Origin of the sequence: Streptomyces sp. NPDC088354, assembly GCF_044753585.1 — a bacterium.
Classification (GTDB): domain Bacteria; phylum Actinomycetota; class Actinomycetes; order Streptomycetales; family Streptomycetaceae; genus Actinacidiphila.
On sequence record NZ_JBIVNJ010000029.1, the window covers coordinates 62837 to 85719 of the forward strand.

Annotated in this window: 17 protein-coding genes; 6 read left to right on the plus strand and 11 right to left on the minus strand. The window is 71.8% G+C overall.

What is annotated here, in order from left to right:
• Window positions 1-101: 101 nt before the first annotated feature.
• From ruvX to ACIP98_RS31070, 4 genes are read right to left on the minus strand one after another with little or no spacing between them, the layout of a single operon-like run.
• The gene (ruvX, locus tag ACIP98_RS31055; RefSeq protein ID WP_319664349.1) at window positions 102-575 is read right to left on the minus strand and encodes a Holliday junction resolvase RuvX; all 474 of its coding nucleotides are present in this window, start codon (window positions 573-575) and stop codon (window positions 102-104) included.
• Window positions 575-3244, minus strand: a complete 2670-nt coding sequence (gene alaS / locus ACIP98_RS31060) for an alanine--tRNA ligase (protein WP_319664351.1) — start codon at window positions 3242-3244, stop codon at window positions 575-577. Before alaS ends, ruvX begins: the two co-directional genes overlap by 1 nt.
• Window positions 3244-3534: a DUF6167 family protein gene (locus ACIP98_RS31065; RefSeq protein WP_319664352.1), complete on the minus strand. Its 291-nt coding sequence runs from the start codon at window positions 3532-3534 to the stop codon at window positions 3244-3246. The genes alaS and ACIP98_RS31065 overlap by 1 nt, the downstream gene beginning before the upstream one ends.
• A gap of 6 nt (window positions 3535-3540) precedes the next feature.
• Window positions 3541-3963, minus strand: a complete 423-nt coding sequence (locus ACIP98_RS31070; protein WP_319664353.1) for a DUF948 domain-containing protein — start codon at window positions 3961-3963, stop codon at window positions 3541-3543.
• Between the two features lie 137 nt (window positions 3964-4100).
• Here ACIP98_RS31070 and ACIP98_RS31075 point away from each other — a divergent pair, with 137 nt between their 5' ends.
• On the plus strand, window positions 4101-6284 hold the full coding sequence (locus ACIP98_RS31075) for an ATP-binding protein (protein WP_401979064.1): 2184 nt from the start codon (window positions 4101-4103) through the stop codon (window positions 6282-6284).
• An 87-nt stretch (window positions 6285-6371) separates the two neighbouring features.
• Here ACIP98_RS31075 and rpsD read toward each other — a convergent pair whose 3' ends face one another.
• A complete protein-coding gene (gene rpsD / locus ACIP98_RS31080) occupies window positions 6372-6983 on the minus strand; it encodes a 30S ribosomal protein S4 (RefSeq protein ID WP_018564200.1) in 612 nt (203 codons plus the stop codon).
• A 208-nt stretch (window positions 6984-7191) separates the two neighbouring features.
• On the opposite strand from rpsD, the gene ACIP98_RS31085 reads away from it, so the two are divergent.
• Entirely contained in the window at window positions 7192-7911 is a 720-nt protein-coding gene (locus ACIP98_RS31085) for a DUF2470 domain-containing protein (RefSeq protein ID WP_319664409.1), read from the plus strand.
• Between the two features lie 41 nt (window positions 7912-7952).
• Here the strand turns inward: ACIP98_RS31085 and ACIP98_RS31090 are convergent, their stop codons facing one another.
• Genes ACIP98_RS31090 through ACIP98_RS31100 form a run of 3 tightly spaced genes read right to left on the minus strand, consistent with a single transcriptional unit; the run spans window position 7953 to window position 11839 of the window.
• Window positions 7953-9302: a replication-associated recombination protein A gene (locus ACIP98_RS31090; RefSeq protein WP_319664356.1), complete on the minus strand. Its 1350-nt coding sequence runs from the start codon at window positions 9300-9302 to the stop codon at window positions 7953-7955.
• Window positions 9303-9339: 37 nt separating this feature from the next.
• Window positions 9340-9987 (minus strand): vitamin K epoxide reductase family protein, encoded by a 648-nt coding sequence (locus ACIP98_RS31095; RefSeq protein WP_319664358.1) that lies wholly within the window; start codon window positions 9985-9987, stop codon window positions 9340-9342.
• A 46-nt stretch (window positions 9988-10033) separates the two neighbouring features.
• Complete coding sequence (locus ACIP98_RS31100) at window positions 10034-11839, minus strand: glycoside hydrolase family 15 protein (protein WP_319664360.1); 1806 nt, start codon at window positions 11837-11839, stop codon at window positions 10034-10036.
• 99 nt (window positions 11840-11938) lie between these two features.
• Here ACIP98_RS31100 and ACIP98_RS31105 point away from each other — a divergent pair, with 99 nt between their 5' ends.
• The gene (locus ACIP98_RS31105) at window positions 11939-12745 is read left to right on the plus strand and encodes an SAM-dependent methyltransferase (protein ID WP_319664362.1); all 807 of its coding nucleotides are present in this window, start codon (window positions 11939-11941) and stop codon (window positions 12743-12745) included.
• Window positions 12742-14883: a putative bifunctional diguanylate cyclase/phosphodiesterase gene (locus ACIP98_RS31110; RefSeq protein ID WP_401979066.1), complete on the plus strand. Its 2142-nt coding sequence runs from the start codon at window positions 12742-12744 to the stop codon at window positions 14881-14883. Before ACIP98_RS31105 ends, ACIP98_RS31110 begins: the two co-directional genes overlap by 4 nt.
• A gap of 758 nt (window positions 14884-15641) precedes the next feature.
• Here the strand turns inward: ACIP98_RS31110 and hisS are convergent.
• A complete protein-coding gene (hisS, locus tag ACIP98_RS31115; RefSeq protein WP_401979067.1) occupies window positions 15642-16904 on the minus strand; it encodes a histidine--tRNA ligase in 1263 nt (420 codons plus the stop codon).
• 13 nt (window positions 16905-16917) lie between these two features.
• Entirely contained in the window at window positions 16918-17634 is a 717-nt protein-coding gene (locus ACIP98_RS31120; RefSeq protein WP_319664368.1) for an MBL fold metallo-hydrolase, read from the minus strand.
• A 204-nt stretch (window positions 17635-17838) separates the two neighbouring features.
• Between ACIP98_RS31120 and ACIP98_RS31125 the strand changes: the two genes are divergently transcribed.
• On the plus strand, window positions 17839-18669 hold the full coding sequence (locus tag ACIP98_RS31125) for a peptidylprolyl isomerase (protein ID WP_319664370.1): 831 nt from the start codon (window positions 17839-17841) through the stop codon (window positions 18667-18669).
• Window positions 18670-18886: 217 nt separating this feature from the next.
• Window positions 18887-20116: a DUF349 domain-containing protein gene (locus tag ACIP98_RS31130; protein ID WP_319664372.1), complete on the plus strand. Its 1230-nt coding sequence runs from the start codon at window positions 18887-18889 to the stop codon at window positions 20114-20116.
• A gap of 111 nt (window positions 20117-20227) precedes the next feature.
• Here ACIP98_RS31130 and ACIP98_RS31135 read toward each other — a convergent pair whose 3' ends face one another.
• The gene (locus ACIP98_RS31135; protein ID WP_319664373.1) at window positions 20228-22708 is read right to left on the minus strand and encodes a bifunctional (p)ppGpp synthetase/guanosine-3',5'-bis(diphosphate) 3'-pyrophosphohydrolase; all 2481 of its coding nucleotides are present in this window, start codon (window positions 22706-22708) and stop codon (window positions 20228-20230) included.
• Window positions 22709-22883: the final 175 nt, after the last annotated feature.

The following is a 22883-nucleotide window of genomic DNA, read 5'->3' on the forward strand; positions in this document are numbered from 1 at the left end:
CAACAGGCCGGCGCTTGTGACGCGGCCCAGGTCGGCCGGCCCTGGGCACCCCGGCTCCACTGCGGAGCCGCTGTGTCGCGCGGAACGTTACCGTACCGCGATCAGATAAAAGGTTCGACGCTCTCTCCAGGAGCTTTCCCGGACACCCGTTCGGTCTCCAGGGCACTCTGCAGGATAACGACAGCGGCAGCCTGATCGACGACCGAACGTCCCTTCTTCGCCGATACGCCCGAAGCGCGCAGCCCCTGGGTGGCGGTCACCGTGGTCATCCGCTCGTCCACCAGCCGCACCGGGACCGGCGAGATGATCTTAGCCATATCCTCGGCGAAGCCGCGTGCCTTGGCCGCGGCCGGCCCCTCCCGCCCGCTGAGCGAGCGGGGCAGGCCGACCAGCACCTCGATCGGCTCGTACTCCTCGACGATCTGCGCGATCCGCCGGCGCGCGGCCGGGACGTCCCGGCCGGGCACCGTTTCGACCGGCGTGGCGAGGACCCCGTCGGGGTCGCACGAGGCGACCCCGATGCGGGCGTCCCCGACGTCGATCGCGATCCTGCGACCCCTGCGCACGAGCGACATCAGGCCGTCTCGGCGACCAGTCGCTGCACCGCGGCGACGGCGTCGCCGACGGCGTCGGCGTTCTGGCCGCCGCCCTGGGCGACGTCCGGCTTGCCGCCACCGCCACCGCCGAGGGTCTTGGCGGCGGTGCGGACCAGGTCGCCGGCCTTCAGGCCGCGCTCGCGGGCCGCCTCGTTGGTGGCGATCACGGTCAGCGGGCGGTCGTTGGCAACGGTGAACAGCGCCACGACGGCCGGGCGGCCACCGGTGATCCGCTGGCGGACGTCCAGGACGAGCTTGCGCAGGTCGTCGGCGCTCGTGCCGTCCGGGACCTGCCCGGTCACCACGGCGACGCCCTTGACGTCCTGGGCGGACTCGGCGAGCCCGGCGGCGGCCTGCAGCACCTTCTCGGCGCGGAAGCGCTCGATCTCCTTCTCGGCGTCCTTGAGCTTGGAGAGCATGCCGGCGATCTTCTCCGGCAGCTCCTCCGGGCGGCCCTTGACCAGCTGCTGGAGCTGGGCGACGACCGTGTGCTCGCGGGCGAGGAAGTTGTACGCGTCGACGCCGACCAGGGCCTCGACACGGCGCACGCCGGAACCGATCGAGGACTCGCCGAGCAGCTTCACCAGGCCCAGCTGGGCGGTGTTGTGGACGTGCGTGCCGCCGCACAGCTCCTTGGAGTAGTCGCCGATGGTCACGACGCGCACCCGCTCGCCGTACTTCTCGCCGAACTCGGCGATGGCGCCCGCCTTCTTGGCCTCGTCGATGCTCATGATCTCGGCGGTGACGTCGAGTTCACGGGAGAGGACGGCGTTGATCTTCTGCTCGACGTCCGTCAGCACGCTGCCCGGCACGGCCGCCGGCGAGCCGAAGTCGAAGCGGAAGCGGCCCGGGGAGTTCTCCGAACCGGCCTGCGCGGCCGTCGGGCCGAGGGCGTCGCGCAGCGCCTGGTGCGTGAGGTGCGTGGCGCTGTGGGCGCGGGCGATGGCGCGGCGGCGGCCCAGGTCGATCTTGGCCAGCACGCCGGATCCGACGGTGACCTCGCCGACCTGCACGCTGCCCTTGTGCACGGTGACGCCCGGCACGGGCTGCTGCACGTCGCGGACCTCGATGACGGCGCCGGAGTCGGTGCGGATGCGGCCGGTGTCGGCGAGCTGACCGCCGCCCTCGGCGTAGAAGGGGGTGCGGTCGAGGATGACCTCGACCTCGTCGCCCTCGTTGGCGGCAGGCGACGGCACGCCGTCCACCAGCAGGCCGACGACGTTGGCCTCGCCCTCGTTGTCGCTGTAGCCGGTGAACACGGTCGTGCCCGCGGAGTCGGCGACCGAGCGGTAGGCCGACAGGTCGGCGTGGCCGCTCTTCTTCACCAGGGCGTCGGCCTTCGCGCGGTCCCGCTGCTCCTTCATCAGGCGGCGGAAGCCCTCCTCGTCCACCGACAGGCCCTGCTCGGAGGCCATTTCGAGGGTGAGGTCGATCGGGAAGCCCCACGTGTCGTGGAGCAGGAAGGCCTTGTCGCCGGGCAGCACGGACGAGCCGGCGGCCTTGGTCTCCGTGACGGCCGTGTCGAGGATGTTGGTGCCGGCCTTCAGCGTCTTGAGGAAGGCGTTCTCCTCGGCGACGGCGACCGTCTCGATGCGCTTGCGGTCCTGGACCAGCTCCGGGTACTGCTGGCCCATCGTCTTGATGACGGCGTCCACCAGGTCGAGGACGACCGCGTCGGTGGCACCCAGCAGGCGCATGTTGCGGATGGCGCGGCGCATGATGCGGCGCAGCACGTAGCCGCGGCCCTCGTTTCCGGGGGTGACGCCGTCGCCGACGAGCATGACGGACGTGCGCATGTGGTCGGCGACCACGCGCAGCGAGACGTCGGACTCGTGGGCGGCACCGTAGGCGACGCCGGTGAGCTCGGTGGCCTTGTCGATGACGACCCGCAGGGTGTCGGTCTCGTACATGTTCCGCACGTCCTGCAGGATCATGGCGAGACGCTCGAGACCGAGGCCGGTGTCGATGTTCTTGGCGGGCAGGTCGCCGAGGATCGGGAACTCCTCCTTGCCAGTGCCCTCCCCGCGCTCGTACTGCATGAAGACCAGGTTCCAGATCTCCACGTACCGCTCGTCGTTGACCGCCGGGCCGCCCTCGACGCCGAACTCGGGGCCGCGGTCGTAGTTGATCTCGGAACACGGACCGCAGGGGCCGGGGACGCCCATGGACCAGAAGTTGTCCTTCATGCCCAGGCGCTGGATGCGCTCGGCAGGCACGCCCACGACGTCGCGCCAGATCTGCTCGGCCTCGTCGTCGTCCTTGTAGACGGTGATCCACAGCCGCTCGGGGTCGAGGCCGTAACCGCCGTCCGCCACGGGAGTGGTGAGCAGCTCCCAGGCGAACTTGATGGCGCCTTCCTTGAAGTAGTCGCCGAAGGAGAAGTTGCCGCACATCTGGAAGAAGGTGCCGTGCCGCGTGGTCTTGCCGACCTCTTCGATGTCGGGCGTGCGGACGCACTTCTGCACGCTGGTGGCGCGCGGGAAGGGCGGCTTGACCTCACCCAGGAAGTAGGGCTTGAACGGGACCATGCCCGCAGGCACCAGAAGAAGGGTCGGGTCGTCGGCGATGAGCGACGCCGACGGCACGACGGTGTGCCCGCGCTCCTCGAAGAAGCGCAGCCAGCGGCGGCGGATTTCTGCCGACTCCATCAGTGATCGTCCTTCCGGTGGTGGTACGTGATCGCCGGCCGCTGTGCCGGCATGTCGAGCTCGGGGGCCGTGCGGCCCAGTTGGTCGTTGAGCTGGTCCTCGCGCTCGGCCATGCCGGCGCGGACGTCCTGCGCGAAGGTGCGCAGTCGGCCCCCGGCCTCCAGTGCCTTGTCGGCCGCCTTGGCGGCGAGGCTCTCCGGGGTCAGGCTGCGAATCGTGCGGTGGACCTTGGTGGTGGCCCACACTCCGGCGGCGGCACCGGCGGTGAACCAGAAGGCACGGCGGAACATGGCAGGTCAGCCCCTCGACTTACGGCTGCGGGCGGACGGGAGCGTCCGGCCGAGGACCACGGTGCGCTTCTTGGCGGCGCCCTTGGTCTGCAGGTTGACCGCGCGTCGCACGCCGTAGCCGAAGGCCGCGACCTTCACCAGGGGGCCACCGAACGTGGAGGCGACGGTCGTGGAGAGCGCGGAGGCGTTGGCGGTCACCTCGGCGACGTCGGAGGTGATGGTGTCCACGCGGGCGAGCTGCGCGTGCGCGGAGCGCACCGCCTCGGAGGCCTCGCCGAGCAGCGGCACGGCACGGTCGGTCACTTCGGCGACCAGCCGGGTGGCCTGCCGGAGCGCCTGGGCGAGCCGCACCAGCGCCACGGCGAGGAACGACACCAGGATCGCCCAGAAGACGGCCACGATGAGGCCGGCCACCTCTCCACCGGACACGTTGCTGCTCCCTCGGATCGCCGCGTCAACCAGGTAACGACCTTATCGTGACGGGCCCCGCACTCCGTACCGCAATACCGCCCGGCGGCGCCGCTCGGCTGTACGTTCCGCTTATTTGACGATACCCTCCGTGACCCATGCACCAAGAGAGGACGCCCGGCAACCTGCCGGGCGAGCTGAACCACTTCGTGGGCCGGCGGCGTGAACTCGGCGAGGTGGACCGCCTGCTGGGCAAGGCCCGGATGGTGACGCTGACGGGGGTCGGCGGGGTCGGCAAGACCCGTCTCGCGCTGCGCGCGGCGGCGTCGGCAGCGGCGACGGGGGGCTTCGGCGGCGGCGTGTGGCTGGCGGAGCTCGGAGCGGTCCGTGATCCGGGACTGGTGGACCACGCGGTCGCCGCCGCCCTCGACCTGACCGACCACACGATGCGCGGCCCACGGGCCGCGCTCGTCGGTTTTCTGACCGGCCGCGAACTGCTGCTCGTCCTGGACTGCTGCGAGGGGCAGGTCGACGCCGCGGCCGACCTCACCGAGGCGCTGCTGCGGCAGGCGCCGGGCCTGCGGGTGCTGGCCACGAGCCGGCAGCCGCTCGGGGTGCCGGGCGAGCACGTGCTGTCCCTGGAGCCGCTGGCCGATCCGCGCGAGGCGGTGGAGCTGTTCGCGGAGCGGGCGGCCGCCGCGCAGCCGGGGTTCCGGGTGGACGCCGGCAACCGCGCCGAGGTCGAGGAGCTGTGCCGGCGGCTGGACGGCATCCCGCTCGCGCTGGAACTGGCGGCGGGCCGGGTGCGCGCGCTGTCGGTGCCGCAGATCGCCGGACGGCTGGACGACCGGTTCCGGTTGCTGACCCGGCGCGGCTCCGGCGGGCCGGAGCGGCACCGCGCGCTGCGCACCGCGATCGGCTGGAGCCACGAGTTGTGCACCCCCCAGGAACGCCTGCTCTGGGCGCGGCTGTCGGTCTTCGCCGGCGACTTCGACCTGGAGGCGGCGGAGTACGTGTGCGCCGGTGCCGAAGTGCCCGCCGAAACCATGGTCGACGTACTGGCGGACCTGGTGGACAAGTCGGTGGTGCTGTGCCGTGAGGCCGCGGGCGCGGTCCGCTACCTGCTGCTGGACACGGTGCGCGACTACGGGCTCGGATGGCTGCGCGAGCTGGGCGAGGAGCGCCGGCTGCGGGGCCGGCACCGTGACTGGTACCTGGGCTTCGCCACCTGGGGCGAGATGGAGTGGTTCAGCGCCCGGCAGGCGGAGGTCTCGGCGAGCACCGAACGCGAACTGGCCAATCTGCGGGCCGCGCTGGAGTTCTCGCTGGAGGTCCCCGAGGAGTTCCGCACGGGTCAGTACCTCGCGGCCAGCCTGTGGTTCTTCTGGGTCGGCTGCGGCCGGCTCGCCGAGGGCCGCTACTGGCTGGAGCGGGCGCTGACGGCCGACTCCTCCCCGACCGGGCAGCGTGCGAAGGCGCTGTGGGTGTGCGGTTACGTCTCGATCCTGCAGGGGGACGGCACGGCCGCGCTCGGGATGCTCCACGAGTGCCGCGCGCAGGCGCTGGAGACCGGGAACGCGGCGGCCGTCGCGTACGCGGTCCACCGTATGGGCTGCGGAGCCCTGCTCAGCGACGACCTCCCGCGCGCCAAGGCGCTGTTCGAGGAGGCGCTGGGCCACTACCGGACGCTGGGCGAGCTCAACAGCAACGTCATCATGGCCGAGGTCGAACTCGCCATGGCGGTGGCCTTCCTGGGCGATCTGGAGGGCGGGATCGAGGTGTGCGAGCGCATCCGGGAGACCTGCGAGGACCACGGGGAGCGCTGGGCGCTGGCCTACGCGCTGTACACGCGGGCCGTCATCGCCTGGTTGCAGGAGGATCCGTGCCTGGCCGCGGAGCTGGCGGCGGAGTGCGTCCGCATCAACCACGCCTTCCGCGACCTGGTCGGCATCGTGCTGGGCATCGAGCTGCTGGCGGCGCTGACGGCCTCGCACGACGCCCAGGAGGCCGCGGTCCTGCAGGGCGCGGCGGGCAGCATCTGGGACGCGGTGGGCCTGCCGGTCTTCGGTTCGCGCTACTTCGGCATCCCGCACAGCCGCTGCGAGGAGCTCAGCCGGGCGGAGCTGGGACGCGCGGGATACGAACGGGCCTTCGCGGAGGGCACCGGGCTGGATCTGGACTCGGCCGTGGCCCGCGCCCTCGACGGGTGCCCGCCCGCACCCGCGGGCCATCACCGCCGCCCCCGGGGCCCGGCACCGGTGGGCGACTCCGCCGTGCCGGACCCCCGCCCGGTGAGCGGCTGTCACCGGGGCCCGGCGCGCCCGCGCTCGGCGCCGGACTGACACCGCCCGGAAACGGCGGCGGCCCGCCGCGCACGCCCCGGGGGGCAGTGCGCGGCGGGCCTTCGTACGCCGTGTCGAGAGCGTGCGTCAGCGCGCGTAGTACTCGACGACGAGCTGCTCGTCGCAGATCACGGGGACCTCACGACGGTTCGGCAGACGGTCGAGGCGGAACGCCAGCGCCTGCAGGTTGACCTGCAGGTACTTCGGGGTCTCGCCCTCGCCGGCCCAGCCACCCTCGCGGGCGACCTGGAACGGGGTCTTGGCGCGCGAGCGCTCGCGGACCATGACGACGTCGTCCGGGGTCACGCGGAAGGACGGCTTGTCGACCTTGTGGCCGTTGACCTCGATGTGGCCGTGGACGACCATCTGGCGGGCCTGGTAGATGGTGCGGGCCAGGCCGGCGCGCAGGACGAGGGCGTCCAGGCGGCGCTCGAGCTCGACGATCAGGGCCTCACCGGTCTTGCCGCTGACCTTGCGGGCGCGGTCGTAGGCGCGGGCCATCTGGCGCTCGGAGATGTCGTACTGCGCACGCAGCCGCTGCTTCTCCAGCAGTCGGACCTTGTAGTCACTGTTCTGCTTGCGACCGCGGCCGTGCTCGCCCGGCGGGTAGGGACGGGCCTCGAAGTACTTGACGGCCTTCGGCGTCAGGGCGATGCCGAGCGCACGCGACTTCTTGACCTTGGGACGCGACTGGTTCACGTTTCCCGGACCTCCATGTAAGTTAGGTTAGCCTTACCTTAGCGAAGGAGATCGTATGTCTCGCCCTGGGAACACCACGCGCATCACGGACATCACAAACAGTGCCAACGCCACACAGGGCGCCGTCGACGCCTCATCAGGCGCCGACTTGACGGGGGTCCGATCAGCTCATGGTCAGCCGCGTCCCAGCGGGCATGAAATCGTCCGACTGCCGTCAGCAGCCGAACGCACACGAACTCTCGTACAGGGTACCGCCTCCGCGGTACTGGTCGTTCCAGGGGTTCACGCGGAGCGCCCGGAGTCGATGATCCCGCTGGAGCGCGTCGTGGGTACCGACGGCGACCTCTTCCTGCTGTTCTCCGCCGATTCACCGGCCGCACGGGCCGCCGCGCACGCCGAGGCCGACGAGTTGTCCGCCGTGCTGGAGATCACCGACGTGGCTCCCGTGGCCGTGCGCGGCCGCATCCGCGGGCGGGCCTGGATCACCGGATGGCTCACGCCGGCCCGTGACCTGCCGGCCCCCGCGGGACGGGTCCGGCTGCGCCTTGAGGTCGGCGAGGCCTCGCTGGACGACCTGTGGGGCACGGGGCAGGTCGAGCCCGACGACTTCGCCGCGGCCGAGGCCGATCCGCTGATCGCCCACGAGGCGGAACTGCTGCAGCACCTGGCCGCCGGCCACGCCGACCAGGTGGCCTGGCTCTGCGCCCTCGCCGGGGACGCGGGCGGGGCCCACCGGGCGCCCACCGGCGCGGTGCCGCTGGCGCTCGACCGGTTCGGGCTGCGGGTGCGCTTCACCGGGGCGGAGGGCACCTTCGACGCCCGCTTCGAGTTCCCCGAGCCGGTGTGCGGCCACCGGGACCTGCACCGGGCGATGCACGCGCTCTTCGACGCCGCCGAGGAGGCGGCGCTCAGGCGGCGGGACCACTGACCGGCCACCGGCCCGCCCGCCCCGCTGCTCCCGCCCACCCGCTACTCCCCCGCGAGCCGCTCCCGGACCCGGTCCAGGACGTCGGCGTAGCGCGCCTCCGCGCCGTGGCGCGTGGGCTCGTAGTAGTGCGTGCCGTGGATATCGTCCGGGGCGTACTGCTGGGCGGCGATGCCGCCGGGCAGGTCGTGCGGGTACAGGTAGCCCTTGCCGTGGCCGAGCTTGGCGGCGCCCTTGTAATGGCTGTCGCGCAGATGCGCCGGGATCGGCCCGGTCTTGCCCGCCCGGACGTCCGCCAGCGCCGCGCCTATGGCCGTGGTCGCGGAGTTCGACTTGGGCGCGAGGGCCAGCGCGATGGTGGCGTGGCTCAGGGTCAGCGCCGCCTCGGGGAAGCCGATCATCGCGACCGCCTGGGCGGCGGCGACCGCGGTCTGCAGCGCCGTCGGGTCGGCGAGGCCGATGTCCTCGCTCGCCGAGATCATCAGCCGGCGCGCGATGAACCGCGGGTCCTCCCCCGCCTCGATCATGCGGGCCAGGTAGTGCAGCGCCGCGTCCACGTCGGAGCCGCGGATGGACTTGATCAACGCACTGGCCACGTCGTAGTGCTGGTCGCCGTCGCGGTCGTACCGCACCGCGGCACGGTCGACGGACTCCTCCAGCGTGGCCAGGGAGATCTCCTGCTCGCCCTTGGCGAGGGCCGCTCCCGCGCCTGCCTCCAGCGCGGTCAGCGCCCGGCGGGCGTCGCCCCCGGCGATGCGCAGCAGGTGGCCCTCCGCCTCCTCGGACAGGGCGACCGCGCCCTTCAGGCCGCGCTCGTCGTCGAGGGCCCGCCGCACCAGGCCGCGCAGGTCGTCGTCGGTGAGGGACTCCAGGGTGAGCAGCAGCGACCGCGACAGCAGCGGCGAGATGATCGAGAAGTACGGGTTCTCGGTGGTCGCCGCGATCAGGGTGACCCACCGGTTCTCGACGGCGGGCAGCAGGGAGTCCTGCTGCGCCTTGCTGAAGCGGTGGATCTCGTCGAGGAACAGCACGGTGTCCCGGCCGTAGCCGCCGGACTCGCGCTTGGCGCTCTCGATGACCGCGCGGACCTCCTTGACGCCCGCGGTGATCGCCGAGAGCTCGACGAAGCGCTTGTTGGTGGCATGGCTGACCACGTACGCGAGGGTCGTCTTGCCGATGCCGGGCGGCCCCCAGAGGATCACCGAGGACGGGCCGGCCGGGCCGCCGCCGCCCTCGCCGACCAGCCGGCGCAACGGGGAGCCGGGGCGGAGCAGATGTCCCTGCCCCACGACCTCGTCCAGGGTGCGCGGGCGCATCCGTACCGCGAGGGGACTGCCTCCCGGCTCCCTCGACTGACGTTCCTCTGCGGCGGCGGTGAACAGGTCGGGCTCCACGGCACGAAAGCCTATGTCACCGCACTGACAGCCCCGGTCAGATCAGGGTGCTCCAGTACGACCACCAGCGGGTCAGGATCAGCAGGACGATCACGCCGTACCAGAGCACGGGGATGACCCAGTGGAACTCCAGCACGGCGTTGCGCAGTGCCGCGGGCGCCGGGATGATCTTGTTTTTCAGGTTGTGCACGAGGGTGTACCAGAACAGCGCGATCGTGACGACCCAGGCCAGCGAGCACCACAGGCACAGCGAACCGATGTTGTAGAGCGACTGGTACTGCAGCCACGTGACGAAGCCGACGCCGAAGACCGTGCCGGCCTGCAGGCCCAGCCAGAACCAGCGGCGGTAGCGGGCCCCGGCGAGGAGGCCCATGCCGATGCCGATGACCACCGGGTAGGCGACCATGCCGATCATCGGGTTGGGGAAGCCGAAGGCGTGCGCCTGCTCGCTCTTCATGATGTTGCCGCAGGAGATGATCGGGTTCAGGCTGCAGCCGGGGACGAAGTTCGGGTCCTCCAGCAGCTTGAACTTGTCGATCGTGATGACCCACGAAGCCAGCAGGCCGAGAGCACCGCAGACGACGAGCAACCAGGTGAAGGCCCTGCCCGCGCCGATGCGCTCCTGGGCGGGCTCCTCCAGGTGCCCGCCGTCGGTGAGGGTCGTGTCAACCGCCGAAGTCACCATGTCGCCGTTCCGTAGGTCGGGAATCTGCCGCACTGCCCAACGCGCGTCATGCGCGGGAAGTGCCGGGTTCCATGGTGCCGTGTCCCCCGTACGAGGGACAACGAGACAAAGTGAACGCCGTGTTGACGAGCGCTACGTGCGTGAACGCCTGCGGAGTGTTACCGAGGTGCCGGGCGGCGAGCGGGTCCCATTCCTCCGGGAGCAGTCCGAGGTCGTTGGCGCTGTCCAGGACGCGGGCGAACAGGGCCCTGGCCTCGTCCTCCCGGCCCTGCGCGGCCAGGGCGTCGGCGAGCCAGAAGGAGCACGCCAGGAAGGCCCCCTCCGTTCCCGGCACGCCGTCGGGCCCGGTGTAGCGGCGGACGAAACCGTGCAGGTCCAGCTCGTCGCGGACGGCCTCGACAGTGCGGGCGACCCGCGGATCGTCGGGCGGCAGGAAGCCGGTCTTGACGATGAACAGCGTCGCCGCGTCGAGGGCCCGGCCGCCGTAGTCCTGGACGAACACCCCGCGCCGGGCGTCGTAGCCGTTGGCGCAGACATCGGCGTGGATCTCGTCGCGCAGTGCCCGCCAGCGCTCCACGGGCGCGGGCAGCCCGGTCGCCTCGGCCATGCGCACGGCCCGGTCGGCGGCGACCCAGGACATCACCTTGGAGTGCACGAAGTGCCGGCGCCCGCCGCGCACCTCCCACAGCCCCTCGTCCGGCTCGTGCCAGTGGCCCTCCAGGTACGTCAGCATCCTGCGCAGGAAGGACCACACCTGGCGCTCCATGGGGATGCCGGCCCGCAGGGCCAGGTGCAGGGTGTCGACGACCTCGCCGTACACGTCGAGCTGGAACTGGCCGACCGCGGCATTGCCGAGCCGGACCGGGCCGGAGCCCTCGTAACCGGGGAACCAGTCGGCATGGGTCTCGGGCAGATGGCGCTCCCCGGCCACGCCGTACAGGCTGCGCAGGTCGCCGGGGTCGCCGGCGATCGCCCGCAGCAGCCACTGGCGCCAGGCCGCGGCCTCCTCGCGGAAGCCGCCGCGCAGCAGGGCGGACAGGGTCATGCTGGAGTCGCGCAGCCAGCAGAAGCGGTAGTCCCAGTTGCGGACCCCGCCGATGCGCTCGGGCAGCGAGGTGGTCGGGGCGGCGACGATGCCCCCGGTGGGCTGGTAGGCCAGCGCCTTGAGGGTGATCAGCGAGCGCAGTACGGCGTCGGGGTAGTCGCCCTCGTAACGGAATCCTGCGGCCCAGGCCTGCCAGCGCTCGGCGGTGCTGCGCAGCGCTGCCTCCGGATCGGTGCGGTGCGAGGCGCTCAGGTGCGAGGGCTGCCAGGTGAGCACGAACGGCACGCGCTGCCCGGCCTGCACGGTGACGTCGGAGCGGGTGCAGCCGTCGGAGCCGTACGTGTGCACGCCCGGGGTCGCCCGCAGCCAGGCGGAGTCGGGGCCCGCGACGGCGACGCGGTGGTGCCCGGTGCGCCGCACCCAGGGAGCGGTGCGGCCGTAGTTGAAGCGCAGACGCAGCTCGCTGCGCATGTCCACAGTGCCGCTGAGCCCCTCCACGATGCGGATGAGATGGGGCGCCCGCCCGCGCTGGGGCATGAAGTCGATCACCTTGGCCGTGCCGCCGGGCGTGCGCCAGAACGTCTCCAGCACCAGGGTGCCGGGCCGGTAGGCACGGCTCTCGCACGGCCCGCCCTCCACGGGGGCCAGCCGCCAGCTGCCGTGGCGGTCGTCGCCCAGGAGGGCGGCGAAGCAGCTCGGGGAGTCGAAACGGGGCAGGCACAGCCAGTCGACGGAGCCGTCCCGGCCGACGAGGGCGGCCGTCTGGAGGTCCCCGATGAGGCCGTAGTCCTCGATGAGCCCGCTCATAGTGAACCGATCACTGCGAGAATGCGTACATATTAGACATTAAGGATTTTAGGCTGATCCGGTGAGCCGGGCTTCCCACCGGCTCGGGAGAGGTGCACGATGCAACGTCCGGAATGGGTGCCGGCCGGGACCGACGTGGAGACCCCCAACGCCGCCCGGGTCTACGACTACTACCTGGGCGGGTCGCACAACTTCGCGGCCGACCGCGACATGGCCCGCGAGGCCCTGACGCTCTGGCCCGACCTCCCGGAGATCATGCGGGCCAACCGCGCGTTCCTGCGCCGCTCGGTGCAGTACGTCGCGACCCAGGGCGTGAGCCGTTTCCTCGACATCGGATCGGGCATCCCGACCTACGGCGCCGTCCACGAGGTGGCGCGTCCGGTCCGTCCCGACGCCCGGGTGGTGTACGTCGACGACGACCCGATCGCCGTGGCGCACAGCCGGCTGATGCTGCGGGACGACCCGCGCTGCGCGATGGTGGCGGCCGACATGACCGACCCCGTCGACCTGCTGTCCCGGCCCGAGATCGAGGACCTGCTGCGGCCGGGGGAACCGGTCGCCGTCCTGCTCGTCGCCGTCCTGCACTTCGTCCCGGACAGCGCCGCCCCCGCAAAGATCGTGGCCACGCTGAGGGAGGCCATGCCCCCCGGCAGCTATCTGGTGCTCTCGCACGCCTCCCAGGAGTCCCGCCCCGAGCAGGCCGCGCCCCTGGAGGCGCTCTACGCCCGGACCCCGACACCGCTGACCATGCGCACCCGGCAGCAGGTGGCGACGTTCTTCGAGGGCTTCGAGATGGTCGAGCCCGGGATCGTGTGGCTGACCGAGTGGCACCCGGACGACCCGGAGTCGGTCGGCCCGCACCCGGAGCGGCTGTCGGGCCTGACCGGGGTGGGGATCCGGCCGTGACGGAGCCGATGAGCCCCGTGGACACCCGCGACTTCACCGAGGCCTGGTACCGGCTGCTCCGCTCCGGCCAGGGGCTGGCCCTGCCGCCGCCGACGCTGGCGCAGGTGGCCGGCCGCACGGCGGAGCTGCTGCGCCGCTCGCTGGCCGGGACCGCGGCGGACACCCCACTGGCCGACGAGGCGGCGGCGCTGCTGGTGGACGCCCACTTCACCGATCCCGAGATCCTCGCGCACGCCGTCGCGCTGCTGCACACGCAGCGGGCCGCACCGGGCCGGGTGGCGGTCGTCTCCGGCGCGTTCGCCGCCGCCTGGGCGGCGGCCCTGCGCGAGCGGACGCTGCGCGAGCAGGAGTCGATCCAGCGCGCCGCCTTCGCCGCCCGCGAGGAGGCCGAGCGGGCCTGGCGGGCCTCGGAGGCCCGGTTCCGCGCCCTGTTCGAACACGCCGCCATCGGCATCGGCATGGCCGATGTGAACGGCACGATCCTGCAGGTCAACCAGGCGCTGCGGGAGCTGTTCTGCGCGCGGTCGGAGGATCTGCGGGGCCGCCGGGTGACCGACCTGGTGCACCCGGAGGACGCGCCGGGGGTGTGGGAGGCCTACGAGGACCTGGTGCAGGGCCGGCGGGACCGCTTCACGTGCGACAAGCCGTACTACCGGCGCGACGGCGAGGTGGTCTGGACGCATCTGACGGTGTCGCTGATCCGCGGCGAGAACGGCGAGCCCCGCTACCAGGTGGCGATGGTGGAGGACATCACCGACCGGTACCGGCTGCAGGAGCGGCTGCGTCACCAGGCGACCCACGACCCGCTCACCGGGCTGCCGAACCGGGCGGCGTTCTTCGAGCGGCTGGAGGCGCTGTTCGAGGAGCCGCAGCCGGACGCCCGCTTCGGCCTGTGCTACGTCGACCTGGACGGCTTCAAGGTCGTCAACGACAGCCTGGGCCACGAGACCGGGGACCAGCTGCTGGCGGCGGTGGCCGAGCGCCTGGACTGCGCGCTCACCCCGCTGGGGCACCTGGTGGCCCGGCTCGGCGGCGACGAGTTCGTGGTGCTGCTGGAGAACTGCCGGGGCGAGGAGGAGGCGGTGGCCGTCGCCAAGCTCGTCCTGACGACCCTCGCCAGGCCGTTCCTGATCGCCGGCCACAAGCTGGCGATCGGTGCCAGTGTGGGCGTCCTGGCGCGCACGGTGGCGGCGACCACGCCGGGCGCCGCGGTGCGCGCGGCCGATCTGACGCTGTACCGGTCGAAGGAGTCCGGGCGCGGCCGCTGGACGCTGTTCGACCCGACGCAGAACGCGCGTGCGGTGAGCCGGTACGCGATCTCCGTACGGCTGCCGGTGGCGCTGGACCGCGGCGAGTTCTTCGTGGACTACCAGCCGTTGTGCGCGCTGTCCGACGGCAGCCTGGCCGCGGTCGAGGCACTGGTGCGCTGGCGCCACCCGCAGTTCGGCGTGCTCGGCCCGGACGAGTTCGTGTCGACGGCCGAGGAGACCGGGCTGATCATGCCGCTCGGACGGTGGATCCTGGAGCGGGCGATCGGTCAGGCCGCGGAGTGGGTGCGCCGGTTCGGGGACGCGGCACCGCAGATCAACGTCAATCTGGCGGTGCGTCAGGCGCGCAACCCGGGGCTGGTGAACGACATCACCCGCATCCTGGACAGCAGCGGCCTTGATCCCCGCCGGCTGCAACTGGAGATCACCGAGAGCGCGGTCATCGGACCCGAGGACGAGTCCCTGCGGGCGCTGCAGGCGCTCGCCGACGCCGGCGTGTCGCTGGCGGTGGACGACTTCGGCACCGGCTGGTCGAACCTGGCCTATCTGCGGAACCTGCCGGTGTCCGGCTTGAAGATCGCGGGTGCCTTCGTGTCGGACACCCACGAGGACGGGACGGAGGAGCCAGTGGGCTGGCGGATCGTCGGCGGGCTGGTGTCACTGGCGCACGCACTGGGCCTGACCGTCACCGCGGAGGGTGTGGAGACCCCGCAGCACGCGCGGTGGCTGCGCTCGCTGGGCTGCGACTGGGGACAGGGGTGGTACTTCGGCCGGCCGGTGGCACCGCAGGAGATCGCCCGGAGGATCACCGAAGGTCACTCTGCGTACCCCGCGAGCAAAAGCGAGGCAAAGTCGGGGCCAAAATCTTGACTCTGCGTGAGGGCCGCGAGTTAGATGAAGTTCCGGAGGCAATTGGTCCGGATCGTCACGGTTCGCGGTACCGCATCGTGATTCACGGCGAGTCCCGGATTCCGGTTTCCCGGCGTTCCCGGTGATGCGGGTGATTCCGGCGTTCCCGGTGGTTGCCCCACGACATGGTCGACGCTCCGGCGTCCTTGAATCGAGCACTCGTCGCCCACCCGTCATGGACCCCTCTCATGACAACAGACCCCGTCACCGGCACCACCGCGCGGACCGCCCGCCTCGCGGAACTCCCCGCCGGCAGACCCGGGCACCATCAACGACGGTTCCCGGCCCCCACCGGGACGCCGAACCAGGCACTTCCCCGCCCGGGCGGAGCCCCAGGCACCCCCTGGGGGCTGCTCGCGGCGGGGAAGCGATGAGCGGCGCCGACCGGTGCGCCCGCACGGCCTGCCCCTGCCCCGCCGCCCGTGACTCGCTCTGCACCGCTGCGCGCGTCGTCGAACCGGCTCTGACCGTCCCCGGCGAACTCCACTCGCCGGGTGGTGCGGATCCGTTCGGTGCCGCCGACACGCACAGCCGCGTGTTGGCGTTGGAGCGGCTGCATGGGCACCCGCTCGGGATGGACACTTCCCACGGTACGCCCCGGCGTTCCCGCCGGAGAGTGCCGCGTGCCGGTCGACGCCGCCCTTCGCGACCTCCCCGGCGGACGCACGCGCGCGGTCCGGCCGGGCTCCCCCGGCCGGACCGCGCAGCAGGCGCCGGGCTCAGGCGAGCCGCTCGCGCACCGCGCCGACGATCCCGTCGACCGGCACGGCGGTCTGCTCGCCGCTCTCCAGGTCCTTCACCTGCACGACGCCCTCGGCGAGATCGCGCTCACCGGCGACGATCGCGAGCCGGGCGCCCGAACGGTTCGCGGACTTCATGGCGTTCTTCAGGCCCTTGCCGCCGAAGGCGAAGTCGGTGGCGACACCGGCCCGGCGCAGCTCGGTGACCGCGCCGAACAGCACCCGGCGCGCCTCCTCGCCCATCGGGACCGCGAACACCTGCGTGGGTGCGGGCAGTTCGAGCTCCACGCCCTCGGCCTTGAGCGCGAGCACGGTGCGGTCCACGCCGAGCGCCCAGCCGACGGACGGCAGCGCGGGGCCGCCGATCATCTCGGACAGGCCGTCGTAGCGGCCGCCGCCGCCCACCGCGGACTGCGAGCCGAGGCCGTCGTGGACGAACTCGAAGGTGGTGCGGGTGTAGTAGTCCAGACCGCGCACCAGCTTGGGGTCGTCCTCGTACTCCACGCCCGCCGCCGTCAGCAGTTCGCGCACCTGCTCGTGGTAGGCCTTGCAGGCCTCGCAGAGGTGGTCGCGCATCATCGGGGCGCCGACGAGCTGCTTCTGCACCGTGTCGCGCTTGTCGTCCAGGACGCGCAGCGGGTTGATCTCGATCCGCCGCCGGGTGTCCTCGTCGAGGTCGAGGCCGCGCAGGAAGTCCTGCAGCGCGGCCCGGTAGACCGGACGGCACTCCTTGTCGCCCAGGGAGTTGAGCAGCAGGCGGAAGTTCCGCAGTCCCAGCGACCGGTACGCGTCCACGGCCAGGATGATCAGCTCGGCGTCCAGCACCGGGTCCTCGGCGCCGATCGCCTCGGCGCCGACCTGGGAGAAGTGGCGGTAACGCCCCGCCTGCGGACGTTCGTAGCGGTAGTAGGAGCCCGAGTACCAGAGCTTGACCGGCAGATTGCCGGCCTTGTGCAGATTGGCCTCCAGCGCGGCGCGCAGCACGGAGGCGGTGCCCTCGGGGCGCAGGGCCAGCTCCGTGCCGCCCTTGGTGGTGAGGGTGTACATCTCCTTGGTCACGATGTCGGTGGACTCGCCGACGCCGCGCGAGAACAGCTCCACCTGCTCGAAGCCGGGGGTCTCGACATAGCCGTAGCCGGCCCGCCGCAACGGCGCGGAGATCGCCTCGCGTACCGCCAGGAACACGGCGGAATCGGGCGGCAGGAGGTCATAGGTGCCCTTGGGGGCCTGAAAGGTGCTCACAGGAAGTCTCTCGTCACATTCCTCGTCGCGGAGGAGCCGTCTGACCGGCCTCTCCGAGGCCGCGGGCCAGCTCCGCGAGATACGGGTTGGAGGCGCGCTCACGGCCGATGGTCGTCTGGGGACCGTGACCGGACAGCACCACGGTCGAGTCGTCGAGCGGCAGGCACACACGGGCCAGCGACGCGTACATCTCGTCCATGTCACCGCCGGGCAGGTCGGTGCGTCCGACGGAGCCGGCGAACAGCAGGTCGCCCGAGAAGAACACCGAGGGGATCTCGGCGGTCTCGGGCAGCCTGAAGGCCACCGACCCCTTGGTATGGCCGGGCGCGTGCGCCACGGTCAGCTCCAGACCGGCCAGCTCCAGGCTGCTGCCGTCGGCGAGCTCCCGGACGTCGTCCGGCTCTCCGATGGTGAGTTCACCGAGCAGTTGGGCGCCGATGGAACGCCCGAGGGCCTTCTCCGGGTCGTCCAGCATGTAGCGGTCGCGCGGGTGGATCCAGGCCGGGACGCCGTGCGCCCCGCAGACCGGAACGACCGAGGCCACGTGGTCGATGTGGCCGTGGGTGAGGATGACGGCGACGGGCTTGAGACGGTGTTTGGCGAGCGTGTCCTCGACGCCCTGGGTCGCTTCGTGACCCGGGTCGATGATCACGCACTCCTCACCCGCGGCGGGGGCCACCACGTAGCAATTGGTGCCCCAGGCCCCGGCGGGGAACCCGGCAATGAGCACGTTCGTCCTTCTGTCGGCTGTCGTTCGCGGCAGGTCGTGCCGCCCGAGGGCGACGTCCTGAGCCTACCGGCGTGAACGCGGCCATCGCGAACCAGTAACGTCGCTGGACTGTGGGCGTGGCGGGCGCGAAGATCGGCCACGACGTACCTACAGACGTACAAGCACATTCGACAGTTCGAGCAGAGGGCATCGGGAGACGGCTCAGTGGTCACCAAGGATCAGCGGCGGCGCCAGCTCGCCCGGGAGAAGTTCGAGCGCCAGCAGGAGCGCCGGGTGGGTGCGCGCAACCGCGCACGGCAGCGCAACGCGGTGATCGCCGCCGTCGTGGCGGTCGTCCTGGCCGCCGGGGCCACGGCCTGGGCCGTCGGCGCCTTCAGCGGCGACTCGAAGCAGGACGAGGCGGCCGCCAAGGCCTCCCCGAGCGCGGCGTCCAGCGCCGCGCCCAGCAAGGTGCCCGACCCGTGCGCCAAGCCCGCGGCGGGCGCCCCCGGCACCGAGCAGTGGAAGAAGGAGCCCGCGGTCACCATCGACGCGGCCAAGAAGTACACCTTCGACCTGCAGACCACCTGCGGCGACATCGCACTGGACCTCGACGCGAAGAACGCGCCGCACACGGTGAACTCCTTCGCCTTCCTGGCCGGCAAGGGCTACTTCGACCACACCAAGTGCCACCGGCTCACCACCTCCGGCATCTACGTGCTGCAGTGCGGCGACCCGACGGGCTCCGGCTCCGGCGGTCCCGGCTACACGATCCCGGACGAGAACCTGAAGGCGAAGGCGGTCGCCAAGGGCACGTACCCGGCGGGCACCGTCGCGATGGCGAACACCGGCCAGCCGCACACCGGCGGCAGCCAGTTCTTCCTCGTCTACCAGGACAGCCCGCTGCCGCCGTCCTACACGCCGTTCGGAACGATCACGGCCGACGGCATGGACGTGCTCAAGAAGATCGCCGCCGCCGGGGACTCGACGGGCGCCGGTGACGGTGCCCCGAACGCGACCGTGGTGATCAACAAGGCGACCGTCAGCGCGTCCTGAGCCGTGTCCCCGCACCCGCGCGGTGAATTCGCGGGTGCGGGATGCGGACAGCCGGGCCACCGGTCGCCTATGTTGGCGTTGTGTAGGGTGCCTGCGCCGACGGCTGCACGCGCGAGTGGCAGCCCGTCGGGACCGGCCAGGGCACGGCCCGGCCGGATGGAACTGTGGACGATGCCGTGTGCCGTGAAGCGGCCGGGCATCACGTGGAGGAGGCGCTGTGAGCAGCGACCCGTGGGGCCGCGTCGACGAGACGGGGACCGTGTACGTGCGTACGGCCGAGGGCGAGCGTGAAGTCGGCTCGTGGCAGGCGGGCTCCCCCGAGGAGGCGCTGGCCTACTTCGAGCGGAAGTACGAGGGTCTCGTCGTCGAGATCGGCCTCCTCGAACGCCGGGTGAAGACCACCGACCTGTCCGCCAAGGACGCGCTGACGGCCATCGAGCACCTGCGGACCGCGGTGACCGAGGCCCACGCCGTCGGGGACCTGGCGGCACTGGGCAAGCGGCTGGACGGGCTGACCGCGCTGGTCGACTCGCGCCGCGAAGAGCGCAAGGTGGCCAAGGCCAAGGCCTCCGAGGAGGCCAAGTCGGCCAAGGAGAACCTGGTCGTCGAGGCCGAGCAGCTGGCCGAGAGCGAGCAGTGGCGGGCCGCCGGTGAGCGCCTGCGCGCGCTGGTCGACACCTGGAAGGGCCTGCCCCGGCTGGACCGCAAGACCGACGACGAGCTGTGGCACCGCTTCAGCCACGCCCGTTCGGTCTTCTCCAAGCGCCGCAAGGGCCACTTCGCGCAGCTGGACGCGCAGCGCGAGGAGGCCCGGCAGCACAAGGAGAAGCTGGTGGAGGAGGCGCAGGCGCTGTCCGGCTCCACCGACTGGGGTCCGACCGCCGCGCGCTACCGCGAGCTGATGACCGAGTGGAAGGCCGCCGGCCGCGCGCAGCGCGAGGCCGAGGACGACCTGTGGAACCGTTTCCGCGGTGCCCAGGACGTCTTCTTCGCGGCCCGCTCCGAGGTCTTCGCGGAACGGGACACCGAGCAGCGCGAGAACCTCGCGCTCAAGGAGGAGCTGGCCATCGAGGCCGAGAAGCTGCTCCCGGTGACCGACCTGAAGGCGGCCCGTGCGGCCTTCCGCGGCATCAACGAGCGCTGGGAGGCGATCGGTCACGTGCCGCGCGACGCCCGGCCGCGGATCGAGGCCCGCATGCACGCGGTCGAGCGCGCCATCCACGACACCGAGGAGTCGGAGTGGCGGCGCACCAACCCCGAGGCGCGGGCCCGGGCGGCGGGCCTCACCGGCCAGCTGCAGGCGGCAGTCGACAAGCTGCGTGACCAGATCGAGAAGGCCAACGCGGCGGGGAACACCTCCAAGGCCGACAAGCTGCAGCGCGAGCTGGACGGGCGGCAGGCGCTCCTCGACCAGGCGCTGAAGTCGCTCGACGAGTTCAGCGGCTGACAGCGGCCCGCACCGCCGGACCATACGCGCGGGGCCCGTACGCGATGCGTACGGGCCCCGCGCGCTGTCGTGGGCTTCCAGCCGCCCCCTGGAGCGCGCTGTCGGCGCCTGTCAGCGCTGGCGTGCCGAGGTGACCCGGTAGACGTCGTAGACGCCCTCCACGCCGCGTACGGCCTTCAGGACGTGGCCCAGGTGCTTGGGATCGCCCATCTCGAAGGTGAAGCGTGAGGTGGCGACCCGGTCACGGGAGGTCTGGACGGCCGCGGACAGGATGTTGACGTGCTGGTCGGACAGCACGCGCGTGACGTCCGACAGCAGGCGCGAGCGGTCCAGGGCCTCGACCTGGATGGCGACCAGGAAGACCGACGACTGCGTGGGCGCCCACTCGACCTCGATGATCCGCTCGGGCTGCTGCGACAGCGCCTCGACGTTGACGCAGTCCGCACGGTGCACGGAGACGCCGTTGCCGCGGGTGACGAAGCCGATGATCGGGTCGCCCGGCACCGGAGTGCAGCACCGCGACAGCTTGACCCACACGTCCCGCTCGCCCTTGACGATGACACCCGGGTCGGCGGCCGACCGCCGCTTGGTGCGGCTGCGCGAGGGCATCGTGATCTCGGCGATGTCCTCGGTCGCGCCCTCTTCGCCGCCCAGCGCCTCGACGAGCTTCTGCACCACCGACTGGGCGGTGATGTGCCCCTCGCCGATCGCCGCGTACAGCGCGGAGATGTCGGGATAGCGCATCTCGTGCGCCAGGGTGACCAGCGAGTCGCCGGTGAGCACGCGCTGGATCGGCAGGCCCTGCTTGCGCATGGCGCGCGCGATGGCGTCCTTGCCCTGCTCGACGGCCTCCTCGCGGCGCTCCTTGGAGAACCACGCGCGGATCTTGTTGCGCGCCCGCGGGGACTTGACGAAGCCCAGCCAGTCGCGGGACGGCCCCGCCCCGGCGGCCTTGGAAGTGAAGACCTCCACGGTGTCGCCGTTGTCGAGGGTCGATTCCAGCGGCACCAGACGGCCGTTGACGCGCGCGCCGATGGTGCGGTGACCGACCTCGGTGTGCACCGCGTAGGCGAAGTCGACCGGCGTGGCACCCGCGGGCAGCGCGATGACGTCGCCCTTGGGCGTGAAGACGAAGACCTCGTTGCGCGACAGGTCGAAGCGCAGCGACTCCAGGAACTCGCCCGGGTCCTCCGTCTCCTTCTGCCAGTCCAGCAACTGCCGCAGCCACGCCATGTCGTTGACCGCGTCGTCCTTCTTCGCGGACTTGGGGCTGTCGGTGCGCACCTTGGAGGCGCCGGCGACGGCCTCCTGCTTGTACTTCCAGTGCGCCGCGATGCCGTACTCGGCGCGGCGGTGCATGTCGAAGGTGCGGATCTGGATCTCGACCGGCTTGCCGCTGGGCCCGATGACCGTCGTGTGCAGCGACTGGTACATGTTGAACTTGGGCATCGCGATGTAGTCCTTGAACCGCCCCGGTACCGGGTTCCACCGCGCGTGGATGGTGCCCAGCGCCGCGTAGCAGTCGCGGACGGTGTCGACCAGGACCCGGATGCCCACCAGGTCGTAGATCTCGGCGAAGTCGCGGCCCCGCACGATCATCTTCTGGTACACGCTGTAGTAGTGCTTCGGGCGGCCGGTGACGGTCGCCTTGATGCGGGCCGCGCGCAGGTCCTGCTGCACCTGGTCGGTGACGACCGCCAGGTACTCGTCCCGCTTGGGGGCGCGCTCCGCGACGAGCCGGACGATCTCGTCGTACATCTTGGGGTAGAGGATCGCGAAGGCGAGGTCCTCCAGCTCCCACTTGATGGTGTTCATGCCCAGCCGGTGCGCCAGCGGGGCGTAGATCTCCAGCGTCTCGCGGGCCTTCTTCTCCTGCTTCTCCCGCTTGAGGTAACGCATGGTGCGCATGTTGTGCAGACGGTCGGCGAGCTTGATCACCAGGACCCGCGGGTCCTTGGCCATCGCCACGACCATCTTGCGGACGGTCTCGGCCTGCGCGGCCTCGCCGAACTTGACCTTGTCCAGCTTGGTGACGCCGTCCACCAGCAGGGCGACCGAGTCGCCGAAGTCGCGGCGCAGCGCGTCCAGGCCGTACTCGGTGTCCTCCACCGTGTCGTGCAGCAGCCCCGCCATCAAGGTGGCCGGGTCCATGCCGAGCTCGGCCAGGATCGTCGTCACCGCGAGCGGGTGCGTGATGTACGGGTCACCGCTCTTGCGCTTCTGGCCGCGGTGCCAGCGCTCCGCCACCTGGTAGGCGCGCTCGATCTGGCGCAGCTGCGACGCGTCGCCCTTGGGATCGTTGCTGCGCACTATGCGCAGCAGGGGCTCCAGCACCGGGTTGTACGGGCTGGAACGCTGCACGCCCAACCGGGCGAGGCGGGCGCGGACGCGGTTCGACGAGGTCGCGGGCCGGTTCGGCGCCACGCTGCCGGGGGTGCGCACGGGCCGGGCTCCCGGTGTCGCCGGCGGCGCCTTGGGAGCTGTGCTCTCCGCAGGGGCGGCAGGCGCGGCGGAAGGAGCCGCGGAGACGGAGGACGCCTCGCGGCCCTCCGCGGCGGTCATCGGCTGGGTCGACCTGGCCTCGTCTTGCAAGGGCACTCCTTCTGGGCCCCTCCTGTCCGAGAACGGGCAAGGAGGGAGGGTCCGGTACCCCATGGTAGCGATGTGACCGGGTGAACCGCGTCCCGTCCCGCCCCTCCCGTCCCGCGGCACGCCGGAACGGGCCCGGAACACCTGTGGTGCCCGGTCGCACGACCGGGCACCACAG